The 22,761-nt window shown below is 70.6% G+C and carries 18 protein-coding genes and 2 rRNA genes (1 of these 20 cut by a window edge); 2 read left to right on the top strand and 18 right to left on the bottom strand.

Translation table 11 applies throughout. The features are described 5' to 3' along the window. Window position 1: 1 nt before the first annotated feature. From FB382_RS07330 to FB382_RS07300, 7 genes are all read right to left on the bottom strand, one after another. Window positions 2-817, bottom strand: a complete 816-nt coding sequence (locus FB382_RS07330) for a ParA family protein (RefSeq protein ID WP_246377721.1) — start codon at window positions 815-817, stop codon at window positions 2-4. A 456-nt stretch (window positions 818-1,273) separates the two neighbouring features. Next, the gene (locus FB382_RS07325) at window positions 1,274-1,573 is read right to left on the bottom strand and encodes a GNAT family N-acetyltransferase (protein ID WP_182537993.1); all 300 of its coding nucleotides are present in this window, start codon (window positions 1,571-1,573) and stop codon (window positions 1,274-1,276) included. Window positions 1,574-1,587: 14 nt separating this feature from the next. Beyond that, window positions 1,588-4,122 carry a DUF3516 domain-containing protein gene (locus FB382_RS07320; RefSeq protein WP_182537991.1) on the bottom strand — a complete coding sequence of 845 codons (2,535 nt, stop codon included), beginning with the start codon at window positions 4,120-4,122 and terminating at the stop codon, window positions 1,588-1,590. Next, the gene (locus tag FB382_RS07315) at window positions 4,119-5,075 is read right to left on the bottom strand and encodes a site-specific tyrosine recombinase XerD (RefSeq protein ID WP_182541399.1); all 957 of its coding nucleotides are present in this window, start codon (window positions 5,073-5,075) and stop codon (window positions 4,119-4,121) included. Before FB382_RS07315 ends, FB382_RS07320 begins: the two co-directional genes overlap by 4 nt. Further along, window positions 5,072-6,196 carry an alanine dehydrogenase gene (gene ald / locus FB382_RS07310; protein ID WP_182537989.1) on the bottom strand — a complete coding sequence of 375 codons (1,125 nt, stop codon included), beginning with the start codon at window positions 6,194-6,196 and terminating at the stop codon, window positions 5,072-5,074. Before ald ends, FB382_RS07315 begins: the two co-directional genes overlap by 4 nt. Window positions 6,197-6,276: 80 nt before the next feature. Beyond that, entirely contained in the window at window positions 6,277-7,131 is an 855-nt protein-coding gene (locus tag FB382_RS07305) for an MBL fold metallo-hydrolase (RefSeq protein ID WP_182537987.1), read from the bottom strand. Window positions 7,132-7,226: 95 nt separating this feature from the next. Beyond that, window positions 7,227-7,829, bottom strand: a complete 603-nt coding sequence (locus tag FB382_RS07300) for an NUDIX domain-containing protein (protein WP_182537985.1) — start codon at window positions 7,827-7,829, stop codon at window positions 7,227-7,229. 63 nt (window positions 7,830-7,892) lie between these two features. On the opposite strand from FB382_RS07300, the gene pepN reads away from it, so the two are divergent. Next, window positions 7,893-10,352: an aminopeptidase N gene (gene pepN / locus FB382_RS07295; protein ID WP_220481289.1), complete on the top strand. Its 2,460-nt coding sequence runs from the start codon at window positions 7,893-7,895 to the stop codon at window positions 10,350-10,352. 104 nt (window positions 10,353-10,456) lie between these two features. On the opposite strand, the gene pyrG is transcribed toward pepN, so the two are convergent. From pyrG to FB382_RS07255, 8 genes are all read right to left on the bottom strand, one after another. After that, window positions 10,457-12,148, bottom strand: coding sequence for a CTP synthase (gene pyrG, locus FB382_RS07290; RefSeq protein ID WP_182537983.1), 1,692 nt, complete (start codon window positions 12,146-12,148; stop codon window positions 10,457-10,459). Between the two features lie 11 nt (window positions 12,149-12,159). Next, a complete protein-coding gene (locus FB382_RS07285) occupies window positions 12,160-13,026 on the bottom strand; it encodes a copper transporter (protein WP_182537981.1) in 867 nt (288 codons plus the stop codon). After that, a complete protein-coding gene (steA, locus tag FB382_RS07280; protein ID WP_182537979.1) occupies window positions 13,023-14,213 on the bottom strand; it encodes a putative cytokinetic ring protein SteA in 1,191 nt (396 codons plus the stop codon). Before steA ends, FB382_RS07285 begins: the two co-directional genes overlap by 4 nt. A gap of 70 nt (window positions 14,214-14,283) precedes the next feature. After that, window positions 14,284-16,044 (bottom strand): DNA repair protein RecN, encoded by a 1,761-nt coding sequence (gene recN, locus FB382_RS07275; RefSeq protein WP_182537977.1) that lies wholly within the window; start codon window positions 16,042-16,044, stop codon window positions 14,284-14,286. Continuing rightward, window positions 16,037-17,020 (bottom strand): NAD kinase, encoded by a 984-nt coding sequence (locus tag FB382_RS07270; RefSeq protein WP_343055516.1) that lies wholly within the window; start codon window positions 17,018-17,020, stop codon window positions 16,037-16,039. The genes recN and FB382_RS07270 overlap by 8 nt, the downstream gene beginning before the upstream one ends. After that, complete coding sequence (locus FB382_RS07265; RefSeq protein ID WP_182537976.1) at window positions 17,017-17,856, bottom strand: TlyA family rRNA (cytidine-2'-O)-methyltransferase; 840 nt, start codon at window positions 17,854-17,856, stop codon at window positions 17,017-17,019. The genes FB382_RS07270 and FB382_RS07265 overlap by 4 nt, the downstream gene beginning before the upstream one ends. A 6-nt stretch (window positions 17,857-17,862) precedes the next feature. Then, the gene (locus FB382_RS07260) at window positions 17,863-18,054 is read right to left on the bottom strand and encodes a hypothetical protein (RefSeq protein ID WP_182537974.1); all 192 of its coding nucleotides are present in this window, start codon (window positions 18,052-18,054) and stop codon (window positions 17,863-17,865) included. A gap of 30 nt (window positions 18,055-18,084) precedes the next feature. Further along, window positions 18,085-19,086, bottom strand: coding sequence for an HAD-IIA family hydrolase (locus tag FB382_RS07255; protein ID WP_182537972.1), 1,002 nt, complete (start codon window positions 19,084-19,086; stop codon window positions 18,085-18,087). A 47-nt stretch (window positions 19,087-19,133) separates the two neighbouring features. Between FB382_RS07255 and FB382_RS07250 the strand changes: the two genes are divergently transcribed. Then, entirely contained in the window at window positions 19,134-20,258 is a 1,125-nt protein-coding gene (locus tag FB382_RS07250) for a DUF1015 family protein (protein WP_182537969.1), read from the top strand. Here FB382_RS07250 and FB382_RS07245 read toward each other — a convergent pair. The 3 genes from FB382_RS07245 to FB382_RS07235 all read right to left on the bottom strand — a co-directional run. Then, window positions 20,233-20,610, bottom strand: a complete 378-nt coding sequence (locus tag FB382_RS07245) for a single-stranded DNA-binding protein (RefSeq protein WP_182537968.1) — start codon at window positions 20,608-20,610, stop codon at window positions 20,233-20,235. The two genes, FB382_RS07250 and FB382_RS07245, sit on opposite strands and share 26 nt — an antisense overlap. 174 nt (window positions 20,611-20,784) lie before the next feature. Then, window positions 20,785-20,901: ribosomal RNA gene (rrf, locus tag FB382_RS07240) — 5S ribosomal RNA — on the bottom strand. Window positions 20,902-21,056: 155 nt separating this feature from the next. Continuing rightward, window positions 21,057-22,761: ribosomal RNA gene (locus FB382_RS07235) — 23S ribosomal RNA — on the bottom strand (it continues 1,425 nt past the right edge of the window).

The following is a 22,761-nucleotide window of genomic DNA, read 5'->3' as shown; positions in this document are numbered from 1 at the left end:
CTCACCCGTCGAGACAACCCGCCAGCACCTCCCGCGCCAGCTGGCGGTACGACGACGCGCCGGCCGAGGCAGTGGCGTACGACGTGATCGGCTCCCCGGCCACGGTCGAGTCGGAGAACTTGATGGTGCGGCGGATGACGGTGTGGAACACCTTGTCGCCCCACGCCTGCACCAAGCGCTCCATGACCTCGCGGCTGTGCAGCGTGCGGCCGTCGTACATCGTGCCGAGCACGCCGTCGATCTCGAGCTTGGGGTTGAGCCGCTCGCGCACCTTGTCGATGGTGGTCTTGAGCAGGGCCACGCCGCGCAGCGCGAAGTACTCGCACTCCAGCGGCACGATGACGCCGTCGGAGGCGGTGAGGGCGTTGACGGTCAGCAGGCCGAGCGAGGGCTGGCAGTCGATGAGGATGACGTCGTAGCGCTCCATGGCCGGGCCGAGCACCCGCTGCAGGGTCTGCTCACGGGCGACCTCGTGGACCAGCTGCACCTCGGCGGCCGAGAGGTCGATGTTGGAGGGCAGCAGGTCCATCCCCGGAACGCCGGAGGGGACGACGACGTCGTCGAGAGTGACGTCGCGCTCCATGAGCAGGTTGTAGACCGTCAGGTCCATCTCGTGCGGGTTGAGCCCCAGGCCGACCGAGAGCGAGCCCTGCGGGTCGAAGTCGACCAACAGCACCTTGCGGCCGTACTCCGCGAGCGAGGCACCCAGGTTGATGGTGGTCGTGGTCTTGCCGACGCCGCCCTTCTGGTTGCACATCGACACGACGCGCGCGCGGCCGCGGGTGCCGACCGGCTGGGGCTCGGGGAAGTCGGGCATCGGGCGCCCGGTGGGGCCGATCTCCTGCTCCTTGGTGGTCGTGGGGCGCTCGAACGGGAGGGGGTCGCTCACGGTGGCCGTTTCTGTGGGGGAAGGGACGGGCGTGCGGACGAGAGGAGGCATCTCGTGGGCTGCTCCAGCAGCGAGGCCGGGGCCACCGGGCAGTCCGGTGTGGCCGGGGAATCCGGGGAACGAACCGCCTGTGCCCATGTGCTGCTCCTCGCCCTTGAGCAATTGTCGACTCGGCGACAACTGCCGAGCACGCGGGCGACACTAGACCCGACCTCCGACGCGAACAACACGAACCCCGATTCCCCCAGCCTGCAGGGGAAATCTGTTGATGACGTGTGTAGCCGTCCACGCTCAACTGCACAGGACGAGCGCTGCCTGTGGACAAGTCTGTGCACAACTTCGGGGTGTCGCGGTTGCGCCACGCCGTCGACGGGCCGTGGAAAGTCAGTGCGGGTGGACGAGGTCCTGGTAGTCGGGGTGCTTGTCGATCCACTTCTTGATGTAGGGGCAGCGCGGCACGACGCGGTACTTCCCCGACGCGCGTACGTCGTCGAGGGCTGTGCGCGCCAGCTGACCGGCGACGCCCTGCCCCTCGAACGCGTCGGCGACCTCGGTGTGGGTGAAGACGATCCGCTCGTCGTCGATCTCGTACTCGGCGAACCCGGCCAGCTCACCCCCGACGTACGCCTCGTAGCGGCTCTCGGACTCGTTGAGGGCGATCTCGGCCACGGCCTTGTGCGACATGCGGTCGAGCCTACCTAGAGGCGGTGCATCGCCTCGGTGAGCAGCACGAGCTCCCCCGCCTCGTCGGAGGCGTCGAGGTCGACCACCCCGTCGATCACCCAGTCGTGGTGCCCCTCGGGGTCGTGGAGCGTCTGCCGGACCTTCCAGCGGCGACCCTCGACCGTCACCTGCAGCAGGGACGGCCCCCGCGCGTCGGAGTCGACCAGCAGCCGGTCGTGCTCGGCGTAGTAGTCCTCGATCGCGGCGTCCCACAACGACCGGGTCATCACGACCTCCAGCGGCGGGTCGGTGCGGTCCGCGGCCTGCCGCTCGAGCCGCATCAGCCCGTCCAGGTCGTCGCTCTCCACCAGCTCGACCCGGCGGAACATGGCGTTGCGCACCATCACCCGGAACGGCCGCTCCTGGGCGGAGATCGGGCGGGGCGTGGGCGGTGGCGCGTGGTGCGCCACGTCGGGCCGCACGTGCCCGGGGTCGGTGAGCGCCTCCCACTCGTCGAGCAGCGAGGAGTCGGTCTGCCGGATCGTCTCCCCCAGCCACTCCGACAGGTCGTCCAGCTCGGGGGTGCGGTGCGCCTCGGGCACGGTCTGCCGGATCGTCCGGTAGGCGTCGGTGAGGTAGCGCAGCACCAGCCCCTCGGACCGGGCGAGCTGGTAGCGCCCGACGAAGTCGGTGAAGCTCATCCCCTGCTCCCACATCTCGCGCACGATCGACTTCGGGGCCAGCGCGTCCTCGGGCAGCCAGGGGTGCGTCCCGCGATAGATCTCGTACGTCGCTCCCAGCAGCTCGGCGAGGGGCTGGGGCCAGGTGATCTCGTCCAGGAGCGCCATCCGCTCCTCGTACTCCAGCCCGTCGGCCTTCATCTCGGCGACGGCCTCGCCCCGCGCGGTGAACTGCTGGGCCATCAGGATCTGCCGCGGCCCCTCCAGCACGGCCTCGACCACCGAGACGATGTCGAGGGTGTAGGTCTCAGACTCCGGGTCCAGCACGTCGAAGGCGGCCAGGGCGAAGTGGGCGAGCAGCTGGTTGAGCGCGAAGTCGTCGGGGAGGTCGACGGCCAGCACGAACCGGCGGCCGTGCTCGTCGACCTCGTCGAGCCGGGTGAGCACGCCGGAGCGCTGCAGGGACCGGGCGAGCCGGAGGGCACGCCGGGACAGACGCAGCTGGCCCCGCCGGTCCTCGTGGTTGTCGGTGAGCAGCCGGCGCAGGACCGGGAACGCGTCCTCCTCGCGGGCCAGCACGTTGATGAGCATCGAGTTGTCGACCTTCATCCGGCTGACCAGAGCCTCGGGCTCCCCCGCGACCAGCTTGTCGTAGGTCTGCTCGGTCCACACGACGGTGCCCTCGGGCGGCTTCCTCAGCTGCGCCTTGGAGTTCTTCTTGCCGGCCGCCTGGCGGGCGGCCACCTTCGCCTTGGCCTTCTCGTTCTCGATGACGTGCTCGGGCGCCTGCACCACGACGTACCCGGCGGTGTCGTAGCCGGCGCGGCCGGCGCGCCCGGCGATCTGCATGAACTCCCGCGTCCGCAGGATCCGAGACCGGTTGCCGTCGAACTTCGCCAGCCCGGTGAACAGCACGGTCCGGATCGGCACGTTGATGCCGACACCGAGGGTGTCGGTGCCGCAGATGACGCGCAGCACCCCCGCCTGGGCGAGCTGCTCGACGAGCCGCCGGTAGCGCGGCAGCATGCCGGCGTGGTGGACGCCGATCCCCCGGCGCAGCAGCTTGCCGAGCGTCTTGCCGAAGCCCGCGCCGAACCGGAAGCCGGCGAGCCGCTCGGACATGCCTTCCGGCTTCTTGATCCACGTCACGTTCAGCAGCGACGTGGCGTGCTCGACGGCGTCCTTCTGCGTGAAGTGCACGACGTAGACCGGCGCCTGGTTGGTGGTGACGAGCTCCTCCAGCGTCTCTGGCAGCGGCGTCATGGCCCACGAGAACGTCAGCGGCACCGGGCGCTCGGCGTCGTCCACGACAGCGGTGGCGCGCCCGTTGCGGCGCGTCAGGTCGTCCACGAACGGCGTGACGTCGCCGAGCGTCGCGGACATCAGCAGGAACTGCGCCTGCGGCAGCGTCAGCAACGGCACCTGCCAGGCCCAGCCGCGGTCAGGCTCGGCGTAGAAGTGGAACTCGTCCATGACGACGAGGCCGACGTCCCCGTCGGCCCCCTCGCGGAGGGCGATGTTGGCCAGCACCTCGGCGGTGCAGCAGATGATCGGGGCATCGGCGTTGACCGACGCGTCGCCGGTCAGCATGCCGACGTTGTCGGCGCCGAAGACCTCGCACAGCGCGAAGAACTTCTCGCTCACCAGCGCCTTGATGGGAGCGGTGTAGAAGCTCACCCGGTCCGAGGCGAGCGCGGCAGCGTGGGCCGCGATCGCGACCATCGACTTCCCGGAGCCCGTGGGGGTCGCGAGGATGACGTTGCTGCCGGCCAGCAGCTCGAAGACCGCTTCGTCCTGGTGCGGGTAGAGCTCGAGGCCCTGTCCGTCGACCCAGCCCGTGAACGCGTCGTAGACCGCGTCGGCGTCGCCGGTCCGCGGGACCCAGCTCACTCGCGCGCCCGGGGGTGCGCGGTCGCGAAGACCTCGCGCAGGTTGTCGACGGTCACCAGGGTGTAGACCTGCGTGGTCGTCACCGACGCGTGCCCCAGGAGCTCCTGGACGACGCGTACGTCGGCGCCGCCGTCGAGCAGGTGGGTGGCGAAGGAGTGGCGCAGCGTGTGGGGCGAGACGTCGCGCGTCACCCCGGCCTTCTCGGCGGCCTTGACGAGCACCGCCCAGGCCGACTGCCGGGACAGGCGGCCGCCGCGGGCGTTGAGGAACAACGCACCCCCCGGGCCGAGCTTCCCCGTGTTCGAGACTGCCGAGACCAGCTCCGGCCGGCCCCGCACGAGGTAGGCGTCGACCGCCTCCCGCGCGTAGGACCCGACGGGCACGATGCGCTCCTTGCTGCCCTTGCCGCGCAGCAGCACGGTCCCGTCGACCCCGGACGCACCCCAGTCGAGGTCGTCCACGTCGAGCCCGACGGCCTCGGAGATCCGCGCGCCGGTGCCGTAGAGCACCTCGAGCAGGGCCCGGTCGCGCAGCGCCAGCGTGGTGCCCGCCGCCCCGGCCGCCTCGAGGATGGCCTCGACGTCGGAGAGCGGCAGCGCCTTGGGCAGCCGCTTGGCGGGTGCCGGCGGCTTGACCGCGCTCGCCGGGTCGGCCGTGGCCAGCCCGTCGCGCACGGCGAACTTGTGGAAGCCGCGGACGGCCACCACCGTGCGGGCCGCCGACGTGGAGCTCAGCGGCGGGTGCTCGGCGTCGCCCTCGCGCAGCCGCATGAGGAAGCCGGACACCGTCGCCTCGGAGATGCCTCCGAGGTCGTCGATGCCGGCCGCCGCGAGGTACTGCTGGTAGCGCCGCAGGTCACGGCGGTACGACGTCAGCGTGTTGGCGGCCAGCCCTCGCTCGACCGAGAGGTGGTCGAGATAGGTGCGGACCGCCCGCTGCAGGTTGCTGGTCAGGCGAGCACCTTGTCGAGCGACACCACGTCGATGTCGACGGCCTCGCCGACCGGACCGTTGGTCAGGTCACCCGCGTGGGTGTTCAGGCCCAGCGCCAGCGACTGGTCGTCGCGGCACGCCTGGGCCCAGCCCTTGTTGGCCAGCGCCACGGCGTACGGCATCGTCGCGTTGGTCAGCGCGTAGGTCGAGGTGTTCGGCACCGCGCCGGGCATGTTCGCCACGCAGTAGAACGTCGAGTTGTGCACCTGGTAGGTCGGGTCCGCGTGCGTGGTCGCGTGGGTGTCCTCGAAGCAGCCACCCTGGTCGACCGCGATGTCGACCAGCACCGAGCCCGGCTTCATCGCCGCGACCAGGTCGTTGGTGACCAGCTTGGGCGCCTTGGCACCCGGGATCAGCACCGCACCGATGACCATGTCGGCCTCGGTGACCTGCTGCTCGATCGCCAGCTTCGACGAGGCCAGCCCGTGGACCCGGTTGTTGTAGCGCCAGAACGACATCCGCAGCTTGTCCAGGTCGGTGTCCAGCAGCGTCACGTCGGCACCCATGCCCAGCGCGATGTTCGCGGCGTTCTGCCCCGAGACGCCGGCGCCGATGATGACGACCTTGGCGTTCGCGACACCACCCACGCCACCCATCAGCACGCCCCGGCCGCCCTGGGCCTTGAGCAGCGAGTAGGCGCCGACCTGGGGCGCCAGGCAGCCGGCGACCTCCGACATCGGGTAGAGCAACGGCAGCCCGCCCGAGGGCAGCTGGACCGTCTCGTAGGCGATGCCGGTGACCTTGCGCTCGAGCAGCTCCTCGGTCAGCGGCTTGTCCGCGGCCAGGTGCAGGTAGGTGAAGAGGGTCAGGCCCTCCCGCATCCGGTGGTACTCCTCCGCCACGGGCTCCTTGACCTTGAGCACCATGTCGATCGAGCCGTCGGTGCCCCACGCAGCGTCGGCGTCCGGGACGATCGTGGCACCGGAAGCGACGTACTCCTCGTCGGTGATCGAGGAACCGACACCCGCGCCGGTCTCGATGAAGACCTCGTGACCGTGCGCGGTGAGCTCGTGCACGCCGATCGGCGTGATGGCCACCCGGTACTCGTGGTTCTTGACTTCCTTCGGAACGCCGACCTTCACCTGAGCTCCCTCGCATCCATGTCTGCCGCCACCTCGTTGAGACGACGCCGAGACATTACTCCGAGAGAGCCTCGGACGTGCTACCGACGTGCGCCGAGGTCGAGGACGAGGCCCTCGTAGGCGCCGAACACCTCGAGGTCGTCCCCGGCCACCTTGCGCGCGTGCTCCACGATCTCGTCGATCTGGTCGTCGGTGCGGCCCGGGTCGTGGTGGAAGAGGGCGTAGGCCCGAGCGCCGGCCTCGCGGGCCAGTTCGACGGCGTACTCGACGCTCGCGTGCCCCAGGAACTCCACTCCGGGGAACTGCGCGGCGAGGTGCTGGGAGTCGTGGATGAGCACGTCCACGCCGTCGGCGAGGGCCAGGGCAGCCTCGTGCCGCTCCCCCAGCCCGTCGGGACCGGGGCCGTAGGCGGTCGGGCTGTGGTCGGACAGGTAGGCGATCGAGGCGCCGTCGCGCGTCACCCGGTAGCCGAACGCGCGGCCGCCCTTGTGCGGGATCTCGCGGGCCAGCACGTCGTAGCCCTCGACGGCGTGGGTGCCCTCCTCGAGCCCGGTGAAGGACCAGCCGGGGCCGAGCACGGACGGGGTGACCGGGAAGTGCGGGGGCGAGATCGCCCGCTCGAGCACCCGCTCGGCGTCGTCACCCTGCTCCGGGATGTGGATCGCCACGCGGCTCCCGGCGGCGGTGCCGCCCGCGAAGAACGGCATGCCGTGCGTGTGGTCCCAGTGCAGGTGACCGACCAGGATCGAGCCGTCGAAGGGCTCGCCGCCGAGCAGCGGCGTCACCGCGATCAGGCCGGTGCCGGCGTCCAGCAGCAGGTGCGGGGGCTCTTGGCCCACCGACAGCGCGACGCACGACGTCTGTCCGCCGTAGCGCACGAAGGGCGCGCCGGGGGCAGGCGTCGAGCCGCGTACGCCGCAGAACGTCACCAGCACGTCGAGCCACCTCGTTCCCCCGTGTGTGGCCGAAACACTGGCACACCCCGACGACCGGCGCCATGAGCCGCGCCACGGTGGCGGTGTCTCACTGGTCACCCAGTGCCGGCGAGCCCCTTCGCCCGCGCGAACAGCACCGCCAGGGCCACCGGAGCGTCGGCGACCCGCCCGTCGAGCACGGCGGCCAGCACGTCGTCGTACGGCGCCCAGAAGGTCTCCATCTCGGCCTCCTCGTGCTCGGGCACGAAGTCCCCGCGGCCGACGGGCCGCAGGTCGCGAGCCAGGTAGAAGTGCATCTGCTCCTCGGAGATGCCCGGCGAGGACCAGGCAGAGGTCAGATGGGTCCACTCCCCTGCCGTGAGACCCGCCTCCTCGGCCAGCTCGCGCTTGGCCACCTCGACGGGGTCCTCCCCCTCGACGTCGCACAACCCGGCCGGAATCTCGACGAAGACCCGGCGGGCGGGGTGGCGGTACTGCCGGAGGCAGAAGACGCGCTCGTCCTCGTCCAGCGCCAGGATCACGACCGCTCCGGGGTGCTCGAGGACGACCCGCCGGAAGGGCTCCTCGGTGGGGTGTCCCGGACGTCGCAGCCAGTCCTGCCGGAGCGCCATGACCCACCCGTCGCGGTGCAGGTCCTCCGACCGGTCGATCGGCCAGGCGGCGGGCGCGTCGGCCAGGGAAGGGGGAGGCGTCGACATGGCCGTGACGCTACCGTGCCCTCCGACAGACCAACGGAGGACAGATCCCATGGAGGGACGCGCATGACCGAGGCCGGGAACGTGGACGCGAAGAGCCTGACCCGCGAGGAGGCCGAGGAGCGCGGCGCGCTCCTCGACGTCGATCGCTACGACATCGCCGTGGACCTGCGCGGGCTGTTCGAGGGCGAGGTGCTCGAGTCGGTCTCCCGCATCGCGTTCCGCTGCACGACACCCGGCGCCTCGACGTTCGTCGACTGCGCCGCCGAGGTCCGCAGCGCCACCCTCAACGGCCGCGAGCTCGACCTCTCGACGGTGGCCGAGGGGCGCATCCCGCTGCCCGACCTGGCCGCCGACAACGTCCTGCTCGTGCACGCCGCGCAGTCCGACACCGGCTCCGGCGCCGGCATCCTGCGCACCGTCGACCCCTCCGACAAGCTCGTCTACGTCTGGACGTCCTTCGAGCCCGACGACGCGCGCCGCGCGTGGGCGTGCTTCGACCAGCCGGACCTGAAGGCGCCGCACGCCTTCACCGTGTCGGCCCCCGAGTCGTGGACGGTCACCAGCAACGGGGCCCCCGACTCGGTCGAGGACCTCGACGACGGGGGCAGGGTGTGGCGGTTCCCGGACACGCCCCGGCTGTCGACGTACGTCGTGGTCGTCAACGCCGGCCCGTTCCACGAGATCCGCGAGCAGCGCGGCGGCCACAGCCTCGGCCTCTACTGCCGGCAGTCGCTCAAGCAGTACCTCGAGCGGGACGCCGCGGACCTCCTCGACACCACCGAGCGCGGCCTGGCGTTCTTCGGCGAGCGCTTCGGCCAGCCGTTCCCCCAGGAGCGCTACGACCAGGTCTTCGTCCCCGGCATGGGCGGCGCCATGGAGAACTGGGGCTGTGTCACCTGGACCGACTCGGTCCTGTTCCGCAGCGCACCGACCCACGGGCAGAAGGCGCTGGTCGCCTCGGTCCTGCTGCACGAGATGGCGCACATGTGGTTCGGCGACCTCGTGACGATGCAGTGGTGGGACGACCTGTGGCTCAACGAGGCGTTCGCGTCCTGGGCTGCCACCTGGGCCAGCGTCAACGCCACCCAGTACACCGATGGCTGGGCGACGTTCCTCGCCGCCAGCAAGCTCACCGGCTACCAGGTCGACATGGGCCCTGCCTCCCACCCGATCCGCGGCGACGTGCCGAACGTCGCCCAGGCGATGGCCAACTTCGACGCGATCACCTACGTCAAGGGCGAGAGCGTCCTCAAGCAGCTGGTGGCCTACGTGGGCGAGGACGCCTTTGTCGAGGGGCTGCGCGCCTACTTCCGCGACCACGCGTGGGGCAACACCCGCCTCCACGACCTCATGTCCGCCGTCGGCACCGCCGCCGGGCGTGACCTGTCGTCCTGGACGACCCAGTGGTTCGACCGCGCCGGCACCGACACCCTCGCGATGCGCGGGCGGGAGATCCTGGCCACCGGACCCGGCGGCGAGGACGCCCGCCCCCACCACCTCGAGATCGGCGTCTACCAGCGCAACGGCGAGGCGCTGGAGAAGGCCGGGACGGCGTACGTCGAGACCACGGGGCCCCGCACCGCCGTCGACGGGCTGCCCGAGGCGGACCTCTACCTGCTCAACGACTCGGACCTCGCGTTCGCGGCCGTGCGCCCCGACGAGCGGTCGCTGCGCGTCCTCCTGGAGTCCGCGGGCCAGCTGCCCGACCCGCTCTCGCGTGCCGTCGCGGTCTCGACCGCCTGGGACATGCTGGTCAAGGGCGAGTTGTCCACCGACGAGCTGCTCACCTGCGTCCTCGACGTGCTGGCCAGCGAGCGCAGCGCCGGCGTGGTCGAGCCGTTCCTCGCGATGGCGCTCCGTGCGGCCGACCAGTGGAGCGCACCGGTCGCCGTCCCCACCGCCCTCGCCCGGCTGGCAGCGGTCGCCGCTGAGCTCGCCGAGGACCCCGAGCACCGGGCGCCGGCGCTGCGCACGCTGGCCGCCTCGGCCACCTCCGAGGACCACTTCGCGCTGCTGGACAAGGCGGCCACCGAGGACAACGACCTGGCCTGGCGGGTGCTCGCCCGGCGCGCTGCCCTCGGGACGTACGACGCCGCCGAGGTCGAGGCGCTGCTGGAGCGCGACCCGGACCCGGAGGCAGCAGTCCGGGCGCTGGGCGTGACGGCCGCGCGTCCCGACGAGGCGGCCAAGGCCGAGGCGTGGGAGGCGATCTTCGAGAAGCGCTCGGTCCCCGTCGGTCCCATGATGGTGGGCGTCGCCCAGTCCTTCTGGCGCCCCGTGCAGGGCGAGCTGATGCTCCCGTGGACCCAGCGCTACCTCGACTGGGTCAGCGACGTGCAGACCGGCGGCGGGATGATGACCGTCGGCGGCACCCTGCGCGCGATGTTCCCGACCACCGGCGACCAGGAGTTCCTGGACCGCGCCCGGAAGATCGCCACCGACGAGGGCGTCGACCCGACGGTCCGGGCCACGCTCCTCACCGGGACCGACACCCTGGCCCGCGTGCTCCGCGCCCGCGGCTGATCGAGCGCCGTTTGGTCCCCAACGGCAGATTTTCGCCCGAATTTCTGCCGTTGGGGACCAAACGGCGATCCCCCCCGTCACCAGAGTGACGGGTGGGACACAGCTCAGTCCTCGTCGTCGACCTCGCGGCGCAGCCCGGTCTCGTCGATCGGGAAGCGCAGCTCCTTCTGGCGCTCGATCGCCGCTCCCACCAGGCCCTTGAAGAGCGGGTGGGGGCGAGTCGGGCGCGAGCGGAGCTCGGGGTGCGCCTGCGTCGCCACGTAGTAGGGGTGCACCTCGCGCGGCAGCTCCACGAACTCGACCAGGTCGAGGTCCGGGTTGACGCCGGAGAAGACCAGGCCGGCGGCCTCGAGCTGCTCGCGGTAGTCGTTGTTGACCTCGTAGCGGTGGCGGTGGCGCTCCTGGATGGTGGCCTCGCCGTAGGCCTCGCGCACCACCGAGCCCTCCTTGAGGTCGGCCGGGTAGAGGCCCAGGCGCATGGTGCCGCCGAGGTCACCCGCGCCGTCGACGAACGACTTCTGCTCCTCCATGGTCGCGATGACCGGCTCGGGGCAGTCGGGGTCGAACTCCGTGGACGCGGCCTTCTCGAGGCCGGCCATGTTGCGGGAGTACTCGATGACCATGCACTGCAGGCCCAGGCACAGGCCCAGCGTCGGGATGCCGTGGGTGCGGGCGTAGGTCAGGGCGCCGAGCTTGCCCTCGATGCCGCGGATGCCGAAGCCGCCGGGCACGCAGATGGCGTCGACGTCGCTGAGGTGGCGGGCGGCACCGGCCGGCGTCTCGCACTCGTCACTGGGGATCCAGCGGATCTGCACCTTGGCCTCGTGGGCGAACCCGCCTGCGCGGAGCGCCTCACCGACGGAGAGGTAGGCGTCGGGCAGGTCGATGTACTTGCCGACCAGCGCGACGGTCACCTCCTCCTTCGGGTGGTGCACGCGGCGGAGCAGGTCGTCCCACACGGTCCAGTCGACGTCGCGGAACGGCAGGTCGAGCCGGCGTACGACGTAGGCGTCGAGCCCCTCGCGGTGCAGCACCTTGGGGATGTCGTAGATCGACGGGGCGTCCGCGGCGGTGACCACGGCGTCCTCGTCGACGTCGCACATCAGCGAGATCTTCTTCTTGATCGAGGTGGGCAGCTCGCGGTCGGCGCGGCACACCACGGCGTCGGGCTGGATGCCGATCGAGCGCAGCGCGGCGACGGAGTGCTGGGTCGGCTTGGTCTTCAGCTCGCCCGAGGGGCCGATGTAGGGCACCAGCGAGACGTGGATGAAGAAGCAGTTGTCGCGACCGATGTCGTGGCGGACCTGGCGGGCCGCCTCGAGGAACGGCAGGGACTCGATGTCGCCGACGGTGCCGCCGATCTCGGTGATGACGACATCCACGTCCGGCCCGCCCATGGCGCGGATCCGGTCCTTGATCTCGTTGGTGATGTGCGGGATCACCTGGACGGTGTCGCCGAGGTAGTCGCCGCGGCGCTCCTTGGCGATCACCTCGGAGTAGACCTGACCGGTCGTGACATTGGCGATCTGACCGAGGTCGGTGTCCAGGAACCGCTCGTAGTGGCCGATGTCCAGGTCGGTCTCGGCACCGTCGTTGGTGACGAACACCTCTCCGTGCTGGAAGGGGTTCATCGTCCCGGGGTCGACGTTCAGGTAGGGGTCGAGCTTCTGCATGGTCACGCGGAGTCCGCGTGCCTTCAGCAGGCTACCCAGGCTGGACGCCGTGAGCCCCTTGCCGAGCGAGGAGGCGACGCCTCCGGTGACGAATACGTGCTTGGTGGGGCTGGCGATCTTCACGGGTCTCCATCCTACCCGAGAGGTACGGCTCCGTCCGATCCCGACGCACCGAACGCGCCACCTTGCACGTCCAGCGAGCGCGCCAGGGCGAGCACGGCGGTCACCTGACCGAGGGCGGAGTCGGCCCCGTCGACGGTGGCGACGTCGTCGGCGACCGGCTCCTGACGCAGGCCCTTGAGCTCACCGTCGACGCCGCTGCGGGCGTCGTCGGCCACGACGACACCGGTGGCCTTGCTGGCCAGCCCGGACAGGATCCCGCTCAGGATCGCCTCGTCGATGTCCTTGCCGAGCACCACGAGCACCAGCGGGGTCCGGGCGGACTCGCCCGGCGAGTTCATCAGCTGCGCACCAGCCAGGCTCTGCCGGATCGAGCTGACGTCGTCGGCGGCCAGCGGGCTGCCCGCGATGGCCAGACCGAGGAGCTGGCCGATGCGGTCGTACGTCGGTGCGTCGGAGGTCACGGTGCCGTCGTCGAGCTGGGTCATCACCTGGCTGCCCAGTGTGTCCACCAGGGACTTCTGGGAGGCGTCCACGAGCGTCGGCTGGGCGTCGTACGTGCCCGCGACCCGGCCGCCGGCCGCCTCGATCTGGGCGGCGAGGCCGCTGACGGTCTGGCCGTCGGCACCGGGCATCGTCAGGATCGACACCGGTCGGTCCTTGAGCCGATCGCCGTAGAGCGACGTCGCGGCGGCGGTGGCGAACGTGTCGCCGAACGATGCCGTCCGCTTGGCGTCCCTGGCCTTGGCGCTGGCCTTGGCTGCGGCGGGTGCGGCGTCACGGCCGAGCTCGCTGAGCGGTCCGCCGCCCAGCACCACGCCGACGGCGAGGGCGAGGAAGACGGCCACGAGCGAGACGACGTGGTGGCGGTAGGAGATCACGGGAGCAGTCCTTGCACGATCGGGGTGAGGGTGTCGGTCAGCTGTCCGGCCCATTCGTGGCCGACGGGGGTCACGCCCACCGCAGCCGCCAGGGCGACGAACCCGGCGAGCATCACCAGCAGCAGGTGGCGCGGGCGCACCCGCCCGGAGTAGAGGCGCGGCACCGCGGCGGCGTCCACGAGGCGGGGACCGACCTTGAGGCGGGTCAGGTAGGTGCTGGCGAGCCCGGATCGCTGTCGGTCCAGGAACTCGTCGAGCGTGGCGTGCATGCCCACGCCGATGATCACCGAGGCGTCGCCGGCGTCGGCCAGGATCAGGGCCGCGTCCTCGGTGGTGGCCCCCGACTCCAGCCGCAGCGGCCGGATACCGAGCCGTTCGAGGCCGTCGGTGGAGCCGCGCTCGGCGCCGCGGTCGAGCCGGACCACGACGTCCTTCGCGCCCTTGAGCACCTTGGCGGACGGCTGGTCGCCCGCGTTGGCGCCGGCGTCGACGACGACGATGTGGGGCTGGTAGCCGGCCTCGCGCAGCACGTCGGCGCCGCCCTCGACCCCGATCAGCACGGGGCCCTGCTCGCGCAGGAAGGGCCGGATCGCGGCGAGCTCGGCCGCGTGGTCGTGTCCCTTGACGACGACCACCACGGGGCGGTCGGTCATCCGGGTCGAGGGCCGGGGCAGGCCGCGGCCGTGCAGGAGGAGATCCTGCTCGCGGCGCAGGAACTCCGCGCTGTTGTGGGTGAAGGTCTCCAGCTGGGTGGCGAGGCCGGTGCGGGCGGCCGCCATCTGCTCCTGGACGCTCTCGGCGTCGACCTCCCGGCCGGCGGCGACGGGCTCCTCCTCGTCTCCGACGAAGACCTCGCCGTGGTGGAGCCGCACGGTGCCGCCGTCGCGGATCGCGGCCAGGCCATGGGCGCCGATCCCCTCGACGAGCGGGATCCCCGCCCCGGCGAGCACCTCGGGCCCCAGGTTGGGGTAGCGCCCGGAGATCATCGGCGAGGCGTTCACGACCGCGACGACGCCGGCGTCGAGCAGCGCCTGGGCGGTCGAGCGGTCCATGTCGACGTGGTCGAGGACGGCGAGGTCGCCGGGACGCAGCCGCGCCAGCAGCGCACGGGTGCGACGCTCCACGCGGGCGGTGCCGACGATTCCGGGCAGGGCTTCGGGGACGCGCGTGCGTGCGGGGAGCTTCATGACCGGCTCATTCTCTCAACCGGTCTGGACCTCCCCCGGCAACCGCGGGGCCCGGGCGCGTCGGTCGGACTCAGCCCAGGGCGCGGGCCGGCTGGGCCACGTCGAGGAGCTCGCGCGCGTGCGCCAATGCGGTGTCGGAGTCGGCCAGCCCGGCCAGCATCCGGCTCAGCTCGCGCTCGCGGGCCTCGGGGTCCAGGACGGTCAGGCCCGAGCTCGTGACGGTCCCGTCGTGCGACTTCTCCACGACCACGTGCCGGTCGGCGTAGGCCGCGACCTGCGGCAGGTGGGTGACCACCAGGACCTGAGCGTTCCTTGCGAGCTGTGCCAGCCGGCGCCCGACCTCGACGGCCGCCGCGCCGCCGACGCCCGCGTCGACCTCGTCGAAGACGAACGTCGGCACGGGGCTGGTGCCGGCGAGCGCGACCTCGAGCGCCAGCATCACCCGGGACAGCTCACCGCCGGACGCACCCTTGTTGAGCGGGCGGGGGTCCGAGCCGGTGTTGGCGGCCAGGAGGAACTCCACCTCGTCGATGCCGGAGGGGGCGAACCTCAGCCACCGCTGGCCCACCTTCAACGGTCCGCGTGCCGTGGCGGAGCCGGCCTCGGCGGCCGGCACCTCGTGCTGGACCACCGAGATGGTGAGCTGCGCATGCGGCATCGCCAGCAGCGTCAGCTCGGCGCTGACCTGCTGGGCCAGCTTCTTCGCCGACGTCGACCTCGCGGTCGACAGGGCATCTGCGGCGTGGGCGAGCTCGGTGCGCAGCTGCTGCTGCTCGGCACGGAGCTGCTCGATCCGCTCATCGGTGTTGTCGAGGTCGAGCAGCCGACGGGCCGACTGCTCCGACCAGGCCAGCACCTCGTCGATGGTGTCGCCGTACTTCCTGGTGAGCGCCGTCAGGGCCGCCCGCCGCTCGGACACGGTCGCGAGCCGGGCCGGGTCGGTGTCCACGCGCGAGGCGTAGGACGCGACGTCGGCGGCCACGTCGGAGAGCAGGTAGGTGATCTCGGCCAGCCGGTCGGCGAGCTCGCCCGCCTCGCTGTCGTGCTCGCGGACCCCGTCGAGGAGGGTGCGCGCGGCCGAGGTCGTCGCCAGCGCGTCGGGGTTGTCCTGATCGCTCGAGAGCGCCTCACGGGCCTGCTCGGCGGCGGTGCGGAGCGTGTCGGCGAAGCCCAGTCGGGTCTCCTCGGCCGCCAGGGTGGCGTCCTCCCCCGGCTCCGGGGACACCGCCTCGATCTCACCGAGGCCGAATCGCAGGAGATCGGCCTCGCGGGCGCGTTCCCGTGCCGTGGCCACCACCTCCTCGAGCTCGCGCTCGGTCGCCTCGAGGCGGCGGAACAGGTCGCCGTAGGCGGCGACCAGCTTGGCGGTCTTCGCGCCGCCGAAGCGGTCCAGGGCGTCCCGCTGGGCACGCTGCTGGAGCAGCCGGTGCTGGTCGGACTGGCCGTGCACCGCGACGAGCGGCTCGGCCAGCTCGGCGAGCGAGGAGACCGGCACCGCGGCGCCACCGACGAAGGCGCGGGAGCGACCCTCGCTGGACACGTTGCGGGCCAGGACGACGCGGTCGTCCTCGACCTCGCCGCCGGCCTCCTCGACCGCAGCGGCGAACGCCGCCAGGTCACCGACCCGCACGACGCCCTCGACCCGGGCGGTCTTGGCACCGGAGCGCACCGCTCCACTGTCGGCGCGCCCGCCCAGCAGCAGCCCGAGGGCGGTCACGATCATGGTCTTGCCGGCGCCGGTCTCACCCGTGATCACGGTCAGCCCGGGGCCGAGCTCCAGGGTCGAGGAGTCGATGACGCCGAGCGACCCGATGCGGATCTCCTCAAGCATCCTCGCCCTCCCCGTTGCGGCGGCGGCGCTCGCTGGCGCCCCGCCAGCCCTGGACGGGGAGGCCGAACTTCGCGACCAGACGGTCGGTGAACGGCGCCTCGTGGAGGCGGACCAGGCGCACCGGGCTGGCGCCGCGGCGCACCTCGATCCGCGCGCCGGGCGGCAGGTCGACGGTGCGGCGGCCGTCGCACCACAACACGCCGGCGCCCGGGGTCTGGGCGATCAGCTCCACGGCCAGCACGGACGTCGGCGCGACCACCATGGGCCGGGCGAACAGTGCGTGCGCGCTGATCGGGACGATCAGCAGCGCCTCGACGCCGGGCCACACGATCGGCCCACCCGCGCTGAAGTTGTAGGCGGTCGAGCCGGTCGGCGTCGCACACACGACGCCGTCGCAGCCCCACCGGGACAGGGGGCGGCCGTCGATCTCCACGACGACCTCGAGCATCCGCTCGCGGGCCGCCTTCTCCACGCTCGCCTCGTTGAGCGCGAACGTGCTGGTCACCAGCTCGCCGTCACGGTAGACGTTGACGTCGAGGGTGAGCCGGTCCTCCGAGGTGTAGCGCCGGTGCACGATCGCGTCGATCGTCGACTCGACGTGGTCGTACTCCGCCTCGGCCAGGAAGCCGACGTGCCCCAGGTTGACCCCGAGCACGGGTGTGCCGCTGCCGTGCGTGATCTCGGCAGCGCGCAGGATCGTGCCGTCGCCGCCGATCACCAGGGCCAGCTCGCAGTCGTCCCCCGCGTGCCGCTCACCGTCGGTGAGCTCGATCGCGGGGTCGAGGTCGTCGGGGTCGATGTCGAGGTCGCGCGCCTCCGCGGCCAGCAGCCGGACGACGATGCCGTGTCCGGTCAGGGCCTTGCAGAAGGCTCGGGCCACCTCGCGCGCGTCGTCGCGGCCGGTGTGCGCGAGCAGCAGGACGCGACGGGTCCCGGCGTCACCGGACGCTGGTGCGGGGATGCTCGTCTCGCTCACGGGTCCACCTTCTCACCCAGCGCCCCCAACGGATCGGCAGCCACCACGACACGGTGGATGTCCTCCGGCTCGATCTCCGGCGGGCCCTTGCGCAGCCAGAGGAAGAACTCCACGTTGCCCGAGGGCCCGGGCAGCGGGCTCGTCGTCACCTGACGGGCGCCCCATCCCCGCGTGGCCGCGGCCGCGGCCACCGACTGCACAGCCTCGGCCCGCAGCTCGGGGTCCCGGACGACCCCGCCCTTGCCGACCCGGTCCTTGCCGACCTCGAACTGCGGCTTGACCATCAGGGCCAGGTCGGCGTCGTCGGCGGCCACGCCGAGCAGGGCGTCCAGGACCAGCTCGAGGGAGATGAAGGACAGGTCGCCCACCACGACCTCCACGGGTCCACCGATCAGCTCGGGGGTCAGATCGCGCACGTTCATCCGGTCGTGCACCACGACCCGGTCGTCGGACTGCAGCTTCCAGGCCAGCTGGCCGTAGCCCACGTCGACCGCCACCACCTGGCCGGCACCGCGGCGCAGCAGCACGTCGGTGAAGCCTCCGGTCGAGGCGCCCGCGTCGAGGCAGCGTCGACCAGCGACCCTGAACCCTTCCGGCTCGAAGGCGTCCAGCGCACCGGCCAGCTTGTGGCCACCGCGCGAGACGTAGTCGGGGCGGTCGGGGTCCTCGGCCACCACGATGGCGACGTCGGTGGTCACTCCGGTCGCCGGTTTGGTGGCCAGCGCTCCCGAGACCTTGACCCGCTTGGCGGCGATCAGCTCGCTGGCGTGCTCACGCGACCGGGCCAGGCCGCGACGGACCAGCTCGGCGTCCAGCCGGAGTCGACGAGGGGGCACGGCGGGTCAGGCGGGGTCGGTCGGCTGGTGGTCCAGCGCGCGCCGCAGCTGCTCGTGGGCGCTCTCGAACACCCCGACGTGCTCCTCGATCGGGCGCTCCTCGAGCCCCTCGACCGCGGCGATCACCTCGTCGACGTTCAGCTGGCCGGTGCGGACCCGCTCGGCCGCGGTGTCGCTGGTGTCCGGGTCCTCGCTCATGGCCCGAGGCTACCGCGCGCGGGCTCCCGCTCAGGGCAGGGGCGGCTCGACACCGTCGACGTCGACCGGCTCCCCGCCCGCGTCGAGGTACTGCCACGACGCGCTCGCCACGACCCGCCACCAGTCGTCGGCCGAACCGTCCCCCTCGACCGTCAACCTCCCCGACGCGACGCCCGCCGTCCACCCGCCCAGCGAGGCCCCCTGCTCCGCCGCCTCGGGGGCCGGGTGCGCCTCGTGCAGCCCGGCCAGGTCGGCCGCGACGTAGGTCGGTCGCTCCTCCGGCCGCGCGGCCACGAGCTCGGCGAGCCCCGTGACTCCGGTGAGGACCAGCAGCGAGTCGATCCCCACCTTGGTGGCGCCCTCGATGTCGGTGTCGAGCCGGTCGCCGACCATCAGGGGGCGGTCGCCCCCGACCCGCCGGATCGTCTCGTCCAGCAGCGGTCGCTCTGGTTTCCCGGCCACCACCGGATCCACCCCCGAGAAGGCGCGGATGGTCTCGACGAGGACCCCGTGACCGGGCGCGACGCCGTAGGCCGTGGGGATCGTCATGTCGGTGTTGCTGGCCACCCACCACAGGCCCTCACGCACCCGCACCGCGGCCCGCATGATGTCGCGCCACAGCACGTCCGGCCCGTAGCCGGTGACCACCGCCTTCGCGTCGTCGTCCCCGACCAGCACCGGCACGAGGCCCTCCTCGGCGAGCGCGGTCTCGAGCCCCGATGCCCCGAGCAGGACGACCCGGGCGCCCCTGCCCAAGCGATCGGCGAGCACCCGGGCGGCGGCCTGGGCCGAGGTGACGACGTCCGTCTCCTCAGCCGCGATGCCGAGCTCGCGGAGGTGCTCGGCCACGCGTCCCGGGGGCCGCGACGCGTTGTTGGTGATGAAGGCGAGGCGCATCCCAGCCTCGCGGGCGGCCGCCAGGTGCTCGGGTGCGCCGGACACCGCCTCACCCCCGACGTAGACCACTCCGTCCAGGTCGAGCATGGCCAGGTCGTAGGACGTGGCCAGTGGTTCCTCGGACCTGCCGAGCATGCGCGCCTCCTCGGGGTTTCGCGGTGCTCGCACCCTACGATGCTCCGATGGACGACAGCCGCGTGGTCACCCCGCCGTACCTCGCGGGCCCGCTCCGGCTGTTCCCCTTCACCGGACTGATGCTGTCCCCCAGCCGGATCGGCGATCCCTCCTCCGCGCGTGCGTTCGCGCGGCCATATCGTGACGTCTCCGCCCGGCTCGTCAGCTGGGAGGACAAGGGCTTCGTGCGGCACGACGACTCCCCCGCGGTCTACCTCCACGAGTACACCTCGGGCGGGATCACGATCCGCGGGCTGGTCGGCGCGCTGGACATCTCCCACCGCGCCCGCCGCGCGGCCGAGCGGGTCGTGTTCCCCCACGAGGGGGTCCACCCCGGCCAGGCCGACGAGCTCGCGGACCGGATGGACGAGATGAAGATGCACCCGGCCCCCATCCTGCTCGTCCACCGGGGACCCCAACAGCTGCGGACGCTCCTCGCTGGCGTGATGGCCACTCCGACCTATCAGGACTACACCGACCGGGCCGGGCAACGGCACCGGATCTGGGCCATCCGCGACGCCGAGACCCTCGCCGGGCTCGACGCGTCCCTGGCCGGCTCCCGCGCGATGATCGCCGACGGCCACCACCGGTATGCGGCCTACCTCCGCCTCCAACACGATCACCCGGGCGGCCCCGCCGACCACGGCCTGGCGATGCTCGTCGACCAGGACGACACCCCGCTCTACATGGGCGCCATCCACCGGGTCCTCGCCGGCACCACCCTGCAGGAGCTCGAGGCGGCGGCGGCGTCCATCGGCGCGCGCTGGCGCCCCTGCACCGCCACCGAAGCGATCGCCGCCCTCGGTCCGACCACGCTGGTCGCGACCGACGGCGAAAGCTGGGGCATCCTCGACATCGAGGTCCCGCGGCGCCGCGCCAGCATCGAGATCGTCCACGAGCGTCTCGTGCCGGCCCTCGCGAGCCCGCCGCACCGCGTGACCTACCACCACTCGCTCGACGACGCGCTCACGCACGTCTCCCCCGGCACCGGCGTGGCCCTGCTGCTGCCGGCACTCGACTTCGACCTCGTGCTCCGCGTGGTCGCCGCGGGTCGCCTACTCCCGGAGAAGGCGACCTCCTTCCAGCCGAAGCCCAGCGTCGGGGTGCTCATCCGCTCTCTGAGCGACGAATGACGCGACCACCGGTCACCTCAACCTCGACCCTGGACGCCGCACCGCCCGCGGTCTGGAAGAACCTGCGACGCAGGGCGCCGGTCACCTCGACCACGTCGCCCTCGCGCCAGCCGGCCACCGAGCGTCGGACCCGACCGCTCCAGGCCGCGCACTCGAGCGCGTCGACCGTCTGACGGGACCGACCGCGGTCCCCCGTGCGACCGACCACCACGCGGAACAGCCACACGCTGTCGCCGCTGGGCAGGACACGCTCCTCCGGTGCGGCCGAGATGCGCCCCACCAGACGCACTTCGTTGACGGACTCGACCGTCCCCGGGCCGTCGCCGGCCCTCTCCTTGATCTGTGCAGACATGCACATCACCTCCTGGTCCCAGCCAACGTCGTGGGACCGACGGTGCGCCGACCGACAGAGCTCGGGTGTGGAGACGACAAGCACGCGGGCGGCCTGTGCACGACAGGCGGCCCGGAAAAGGTCTGAAATTGGCAGCAGGGCCACCCCCGAAGGGGTGGCCCTGCGCAAAAGAATGTCCGGCGGCGTCCTACTCTCCCACAGCCTCTCGGTTGCAGTACCATCGGCGCTGAAAGGCTTAACTTCCGGGTTCGGGATGGGACCGGGTGTTTCCCTTTCGCTATGGCCGCCGTAACTCTAGCGGTAATCATCATGGATATTGCCTCATGATGACACCAAGCTTATTTGGTTAGATCGATGTGCACCTGGCACATCTGGATCTGATTCGTGGACGCGAACATCGCAGCAGCTAACAATTGTTAGTCGTTGTGGTTTCAGTAAAGTGAGTGTAAGACAAGCCCTCGGCCTATTAGTACCGGTCGGCTGGGCATTGCTGCTGTACACCTCCGGCCTATCAACCCAGTGTTCTGCTGGGGGCCTTACCCACTTACGTGGTGGGAAACCTCATCTTGAAACGTGCTTCCCGCTTAGATGCATTCAGCGGTTATCACTTCCGAACGTAGCCAACCAGCCGTGCTCCTGGCGGAACAACTGGCACACCAGAGGTTCGTCCATCCCGGTCCTCTCGTACTAGGGACAGCCTTTCTCAAGTTTCCTGCGCGCGCGGCGGATAGGGACCGAACTGTCTCACGACGTTCTAAACCCAGCTCGCGTGCCGCTTTAATGGGCGAACAGCCCAACCCTTGGGACCTACTCCAGCCCCAGGATGCGACGAGCCGACATCGAGGTGCCAAACCATCCCGTCGATATGGACTCTTGGGGAAGATCAGCCTGTTATCCCCGGGGTACCTTTTATCCGTTGAGCGACGCCGCTTCCACCTGCTGGCGCCGGATCACTAGTTCCGACTTTCGTCCCTGCTCGACATGTCTGTCTCACAGTCAAGCTCCCTTGTGCACTTACACTCAACACCTGATTGCCAACCAGGCTGAGGGAACCTTTGAGCGCCTCCGTTACATTTTAGGAGGCAACCGCCCCAGTTAAACTACCCATCAGGCACTGTCCCTGATCCAGATAATGGACCTAGGTTAGACATCTAGTACGACCAGAGTGGTATTTCAACGTTGACTCCACAAACACTGGCGTGAATGCTTCACAGTCTCCCACCTATCCTACACAAGCCGAACCAAACACCAATACCAAACTATAGTAAAGGTCCCGGGGTCTTTCCGTCCTGCCGCGCGTAACGAGCATCTTTACTCGTAGTGCAATTTCGCCGAGTCCACGGTTGAGACAGCGCCCAAGTCGTTACTCCATTCGTGCAGGTCGGAACTTACCCGACAAGGAATTTCGCTACCTTAGGATGGTTATAGTTACCACCGCCGTTTACTGGGGCTTAAGTTCTGAGCTTCGCTCCGAAGAGCTGACCCGTCCCCTTAACCTTCCAGCACCGGGCAGGAGTCAGTCCGTATACATCGTCTTACAACTTCGCACGGACCTGTGTTTTTAGTAAACAGTCGCTTGGGCCTGGTCTCTGCGGCCCTTCACGCTTCCCCAGCAAGTGGGTACACGATCCGGGCCCCCCTTCTCCCGAAGTTACGGGGGCATTTTGCCGAGTTCCTTAACCATGGTTATCTCGATCGCCTTGGTATTCTCTACCTGATCACCTGAGTCGGTTTGGGGTACGGGCGGCGCATAGCTCGCTAGAGGTTTTTCTCGACAGCATAGGATCATCCACTTCACCCATACGGGCTCCCCATCACATCTCAAGCTCGACATCAAAGTCAGAGATCCGGATTTGCCTAGATCTCGCCCTACATGCTTAGCCGTACACAACCATCGGTACGGTTGGACTACCTTCCTGCGTCACCCCATCGCTTGACTACTACCAGTTCGGGTCCCACGCTCTGCCACATCCGCTCACCCCGAAGGGATCGCTAAACGTGGTTTCGGATGGTTAGCATCACCAGGTTCGTCATGGGCGCTACTTTGCCGGTACGGGAATATCAACCCGTTGTCCATCGACTACGCCTGTCGGCCTCGCCTTAGGTCCCGACTTACCCAGGGCAGATTAGCTTGACCCTGGAACCCTTGAT

This window comes from Nocardioides ginsengisegetis, from assembly GCF_014138045.1.
Classification (GTDB): domain Bacteria; phylum Actinomycetota; class Actinomycetes; order Propionibacteriales; family Nocardioidaceae; genus Nocardioides; species Nocardioides ginsengisegetis.
The sequence above is the reverse complement of the archived record's forward strand: the minus strand, read 5'-3'. Positions and strand labels throughout refer to the sequence as shown.

Bases quoted from the DNA above. Each gene is read 5' to 3' on its own strand.
- FB382_RS07255 (WP_182537972.1), bottom strand. From the start codon at position 19,086: ATGCTCGGCAGGTCCGAGGAACCACTGGCCACGTCCTACGACCTGGCC.
- FB382_RS07250 (WP_182537969.1), top strand. From the start codon at position 19,134: ATGGACGACAGCCGCGTGGTCACCCCGCCGTACCTCGCGGGCCCGCTC.
- FB382_RS07300 (WP_182537985.1), bottom strand. From the start codon at position 7,829: ATGTCGACGCCTCCCCCTTCCCTGGCCGACGCGCCCGCCGCCTGGCCG.
- FB382_RS07325 (WP_182537993.1), bottom strand. From the start codon at position 1,573: ATGTCGCACAAGGCCGTGGCCGAGATCGCCCTCAACGAGTCCGAGAGC.
- steA (WP_182537979.1), bottom strand. From the start codon at position 14,213: ATGAAGCTCCCCGCACGCACGCGCGTCCCCGAAGCCCTGCCCGGAATC.
- recN (WP_182537977.1), bottom strand. From the start codon at position 16,044: ATGCTTGAGGAGATCCGCATCGGGTCGCTCGGCGTCATCGACTCCTCG.
- FB382_RS07260 (WP_182537974.1), bottom strand. From the start codon at position 18,054: ATGAGCGAGGACCCGGACACCAGCGACACCGCGGCCGAGCGGGTCCGC.
- pepN (WP_220481289.1), top strand. From the start codon at position 7,893: ATGACCGAGGCCGGGAACGTGGACGCGAAGAGCCTGACCCGCGAGGAG.
- FB382_RS07330 (WP_246377721.1), bottom strand. From the start codon at position 817: ATGCCCGACTTCCCCGAGCCCCAGCCGGTCGGCACCCGCGGCCGCGCG.
- FB382_RS07245 (WP_182537968.1), bottom strand. From the start codon at position 20,610: ATGTCTGCACAGATCAAGGAGAGGGCCGGCGACGGCCCGGGGACGGTC.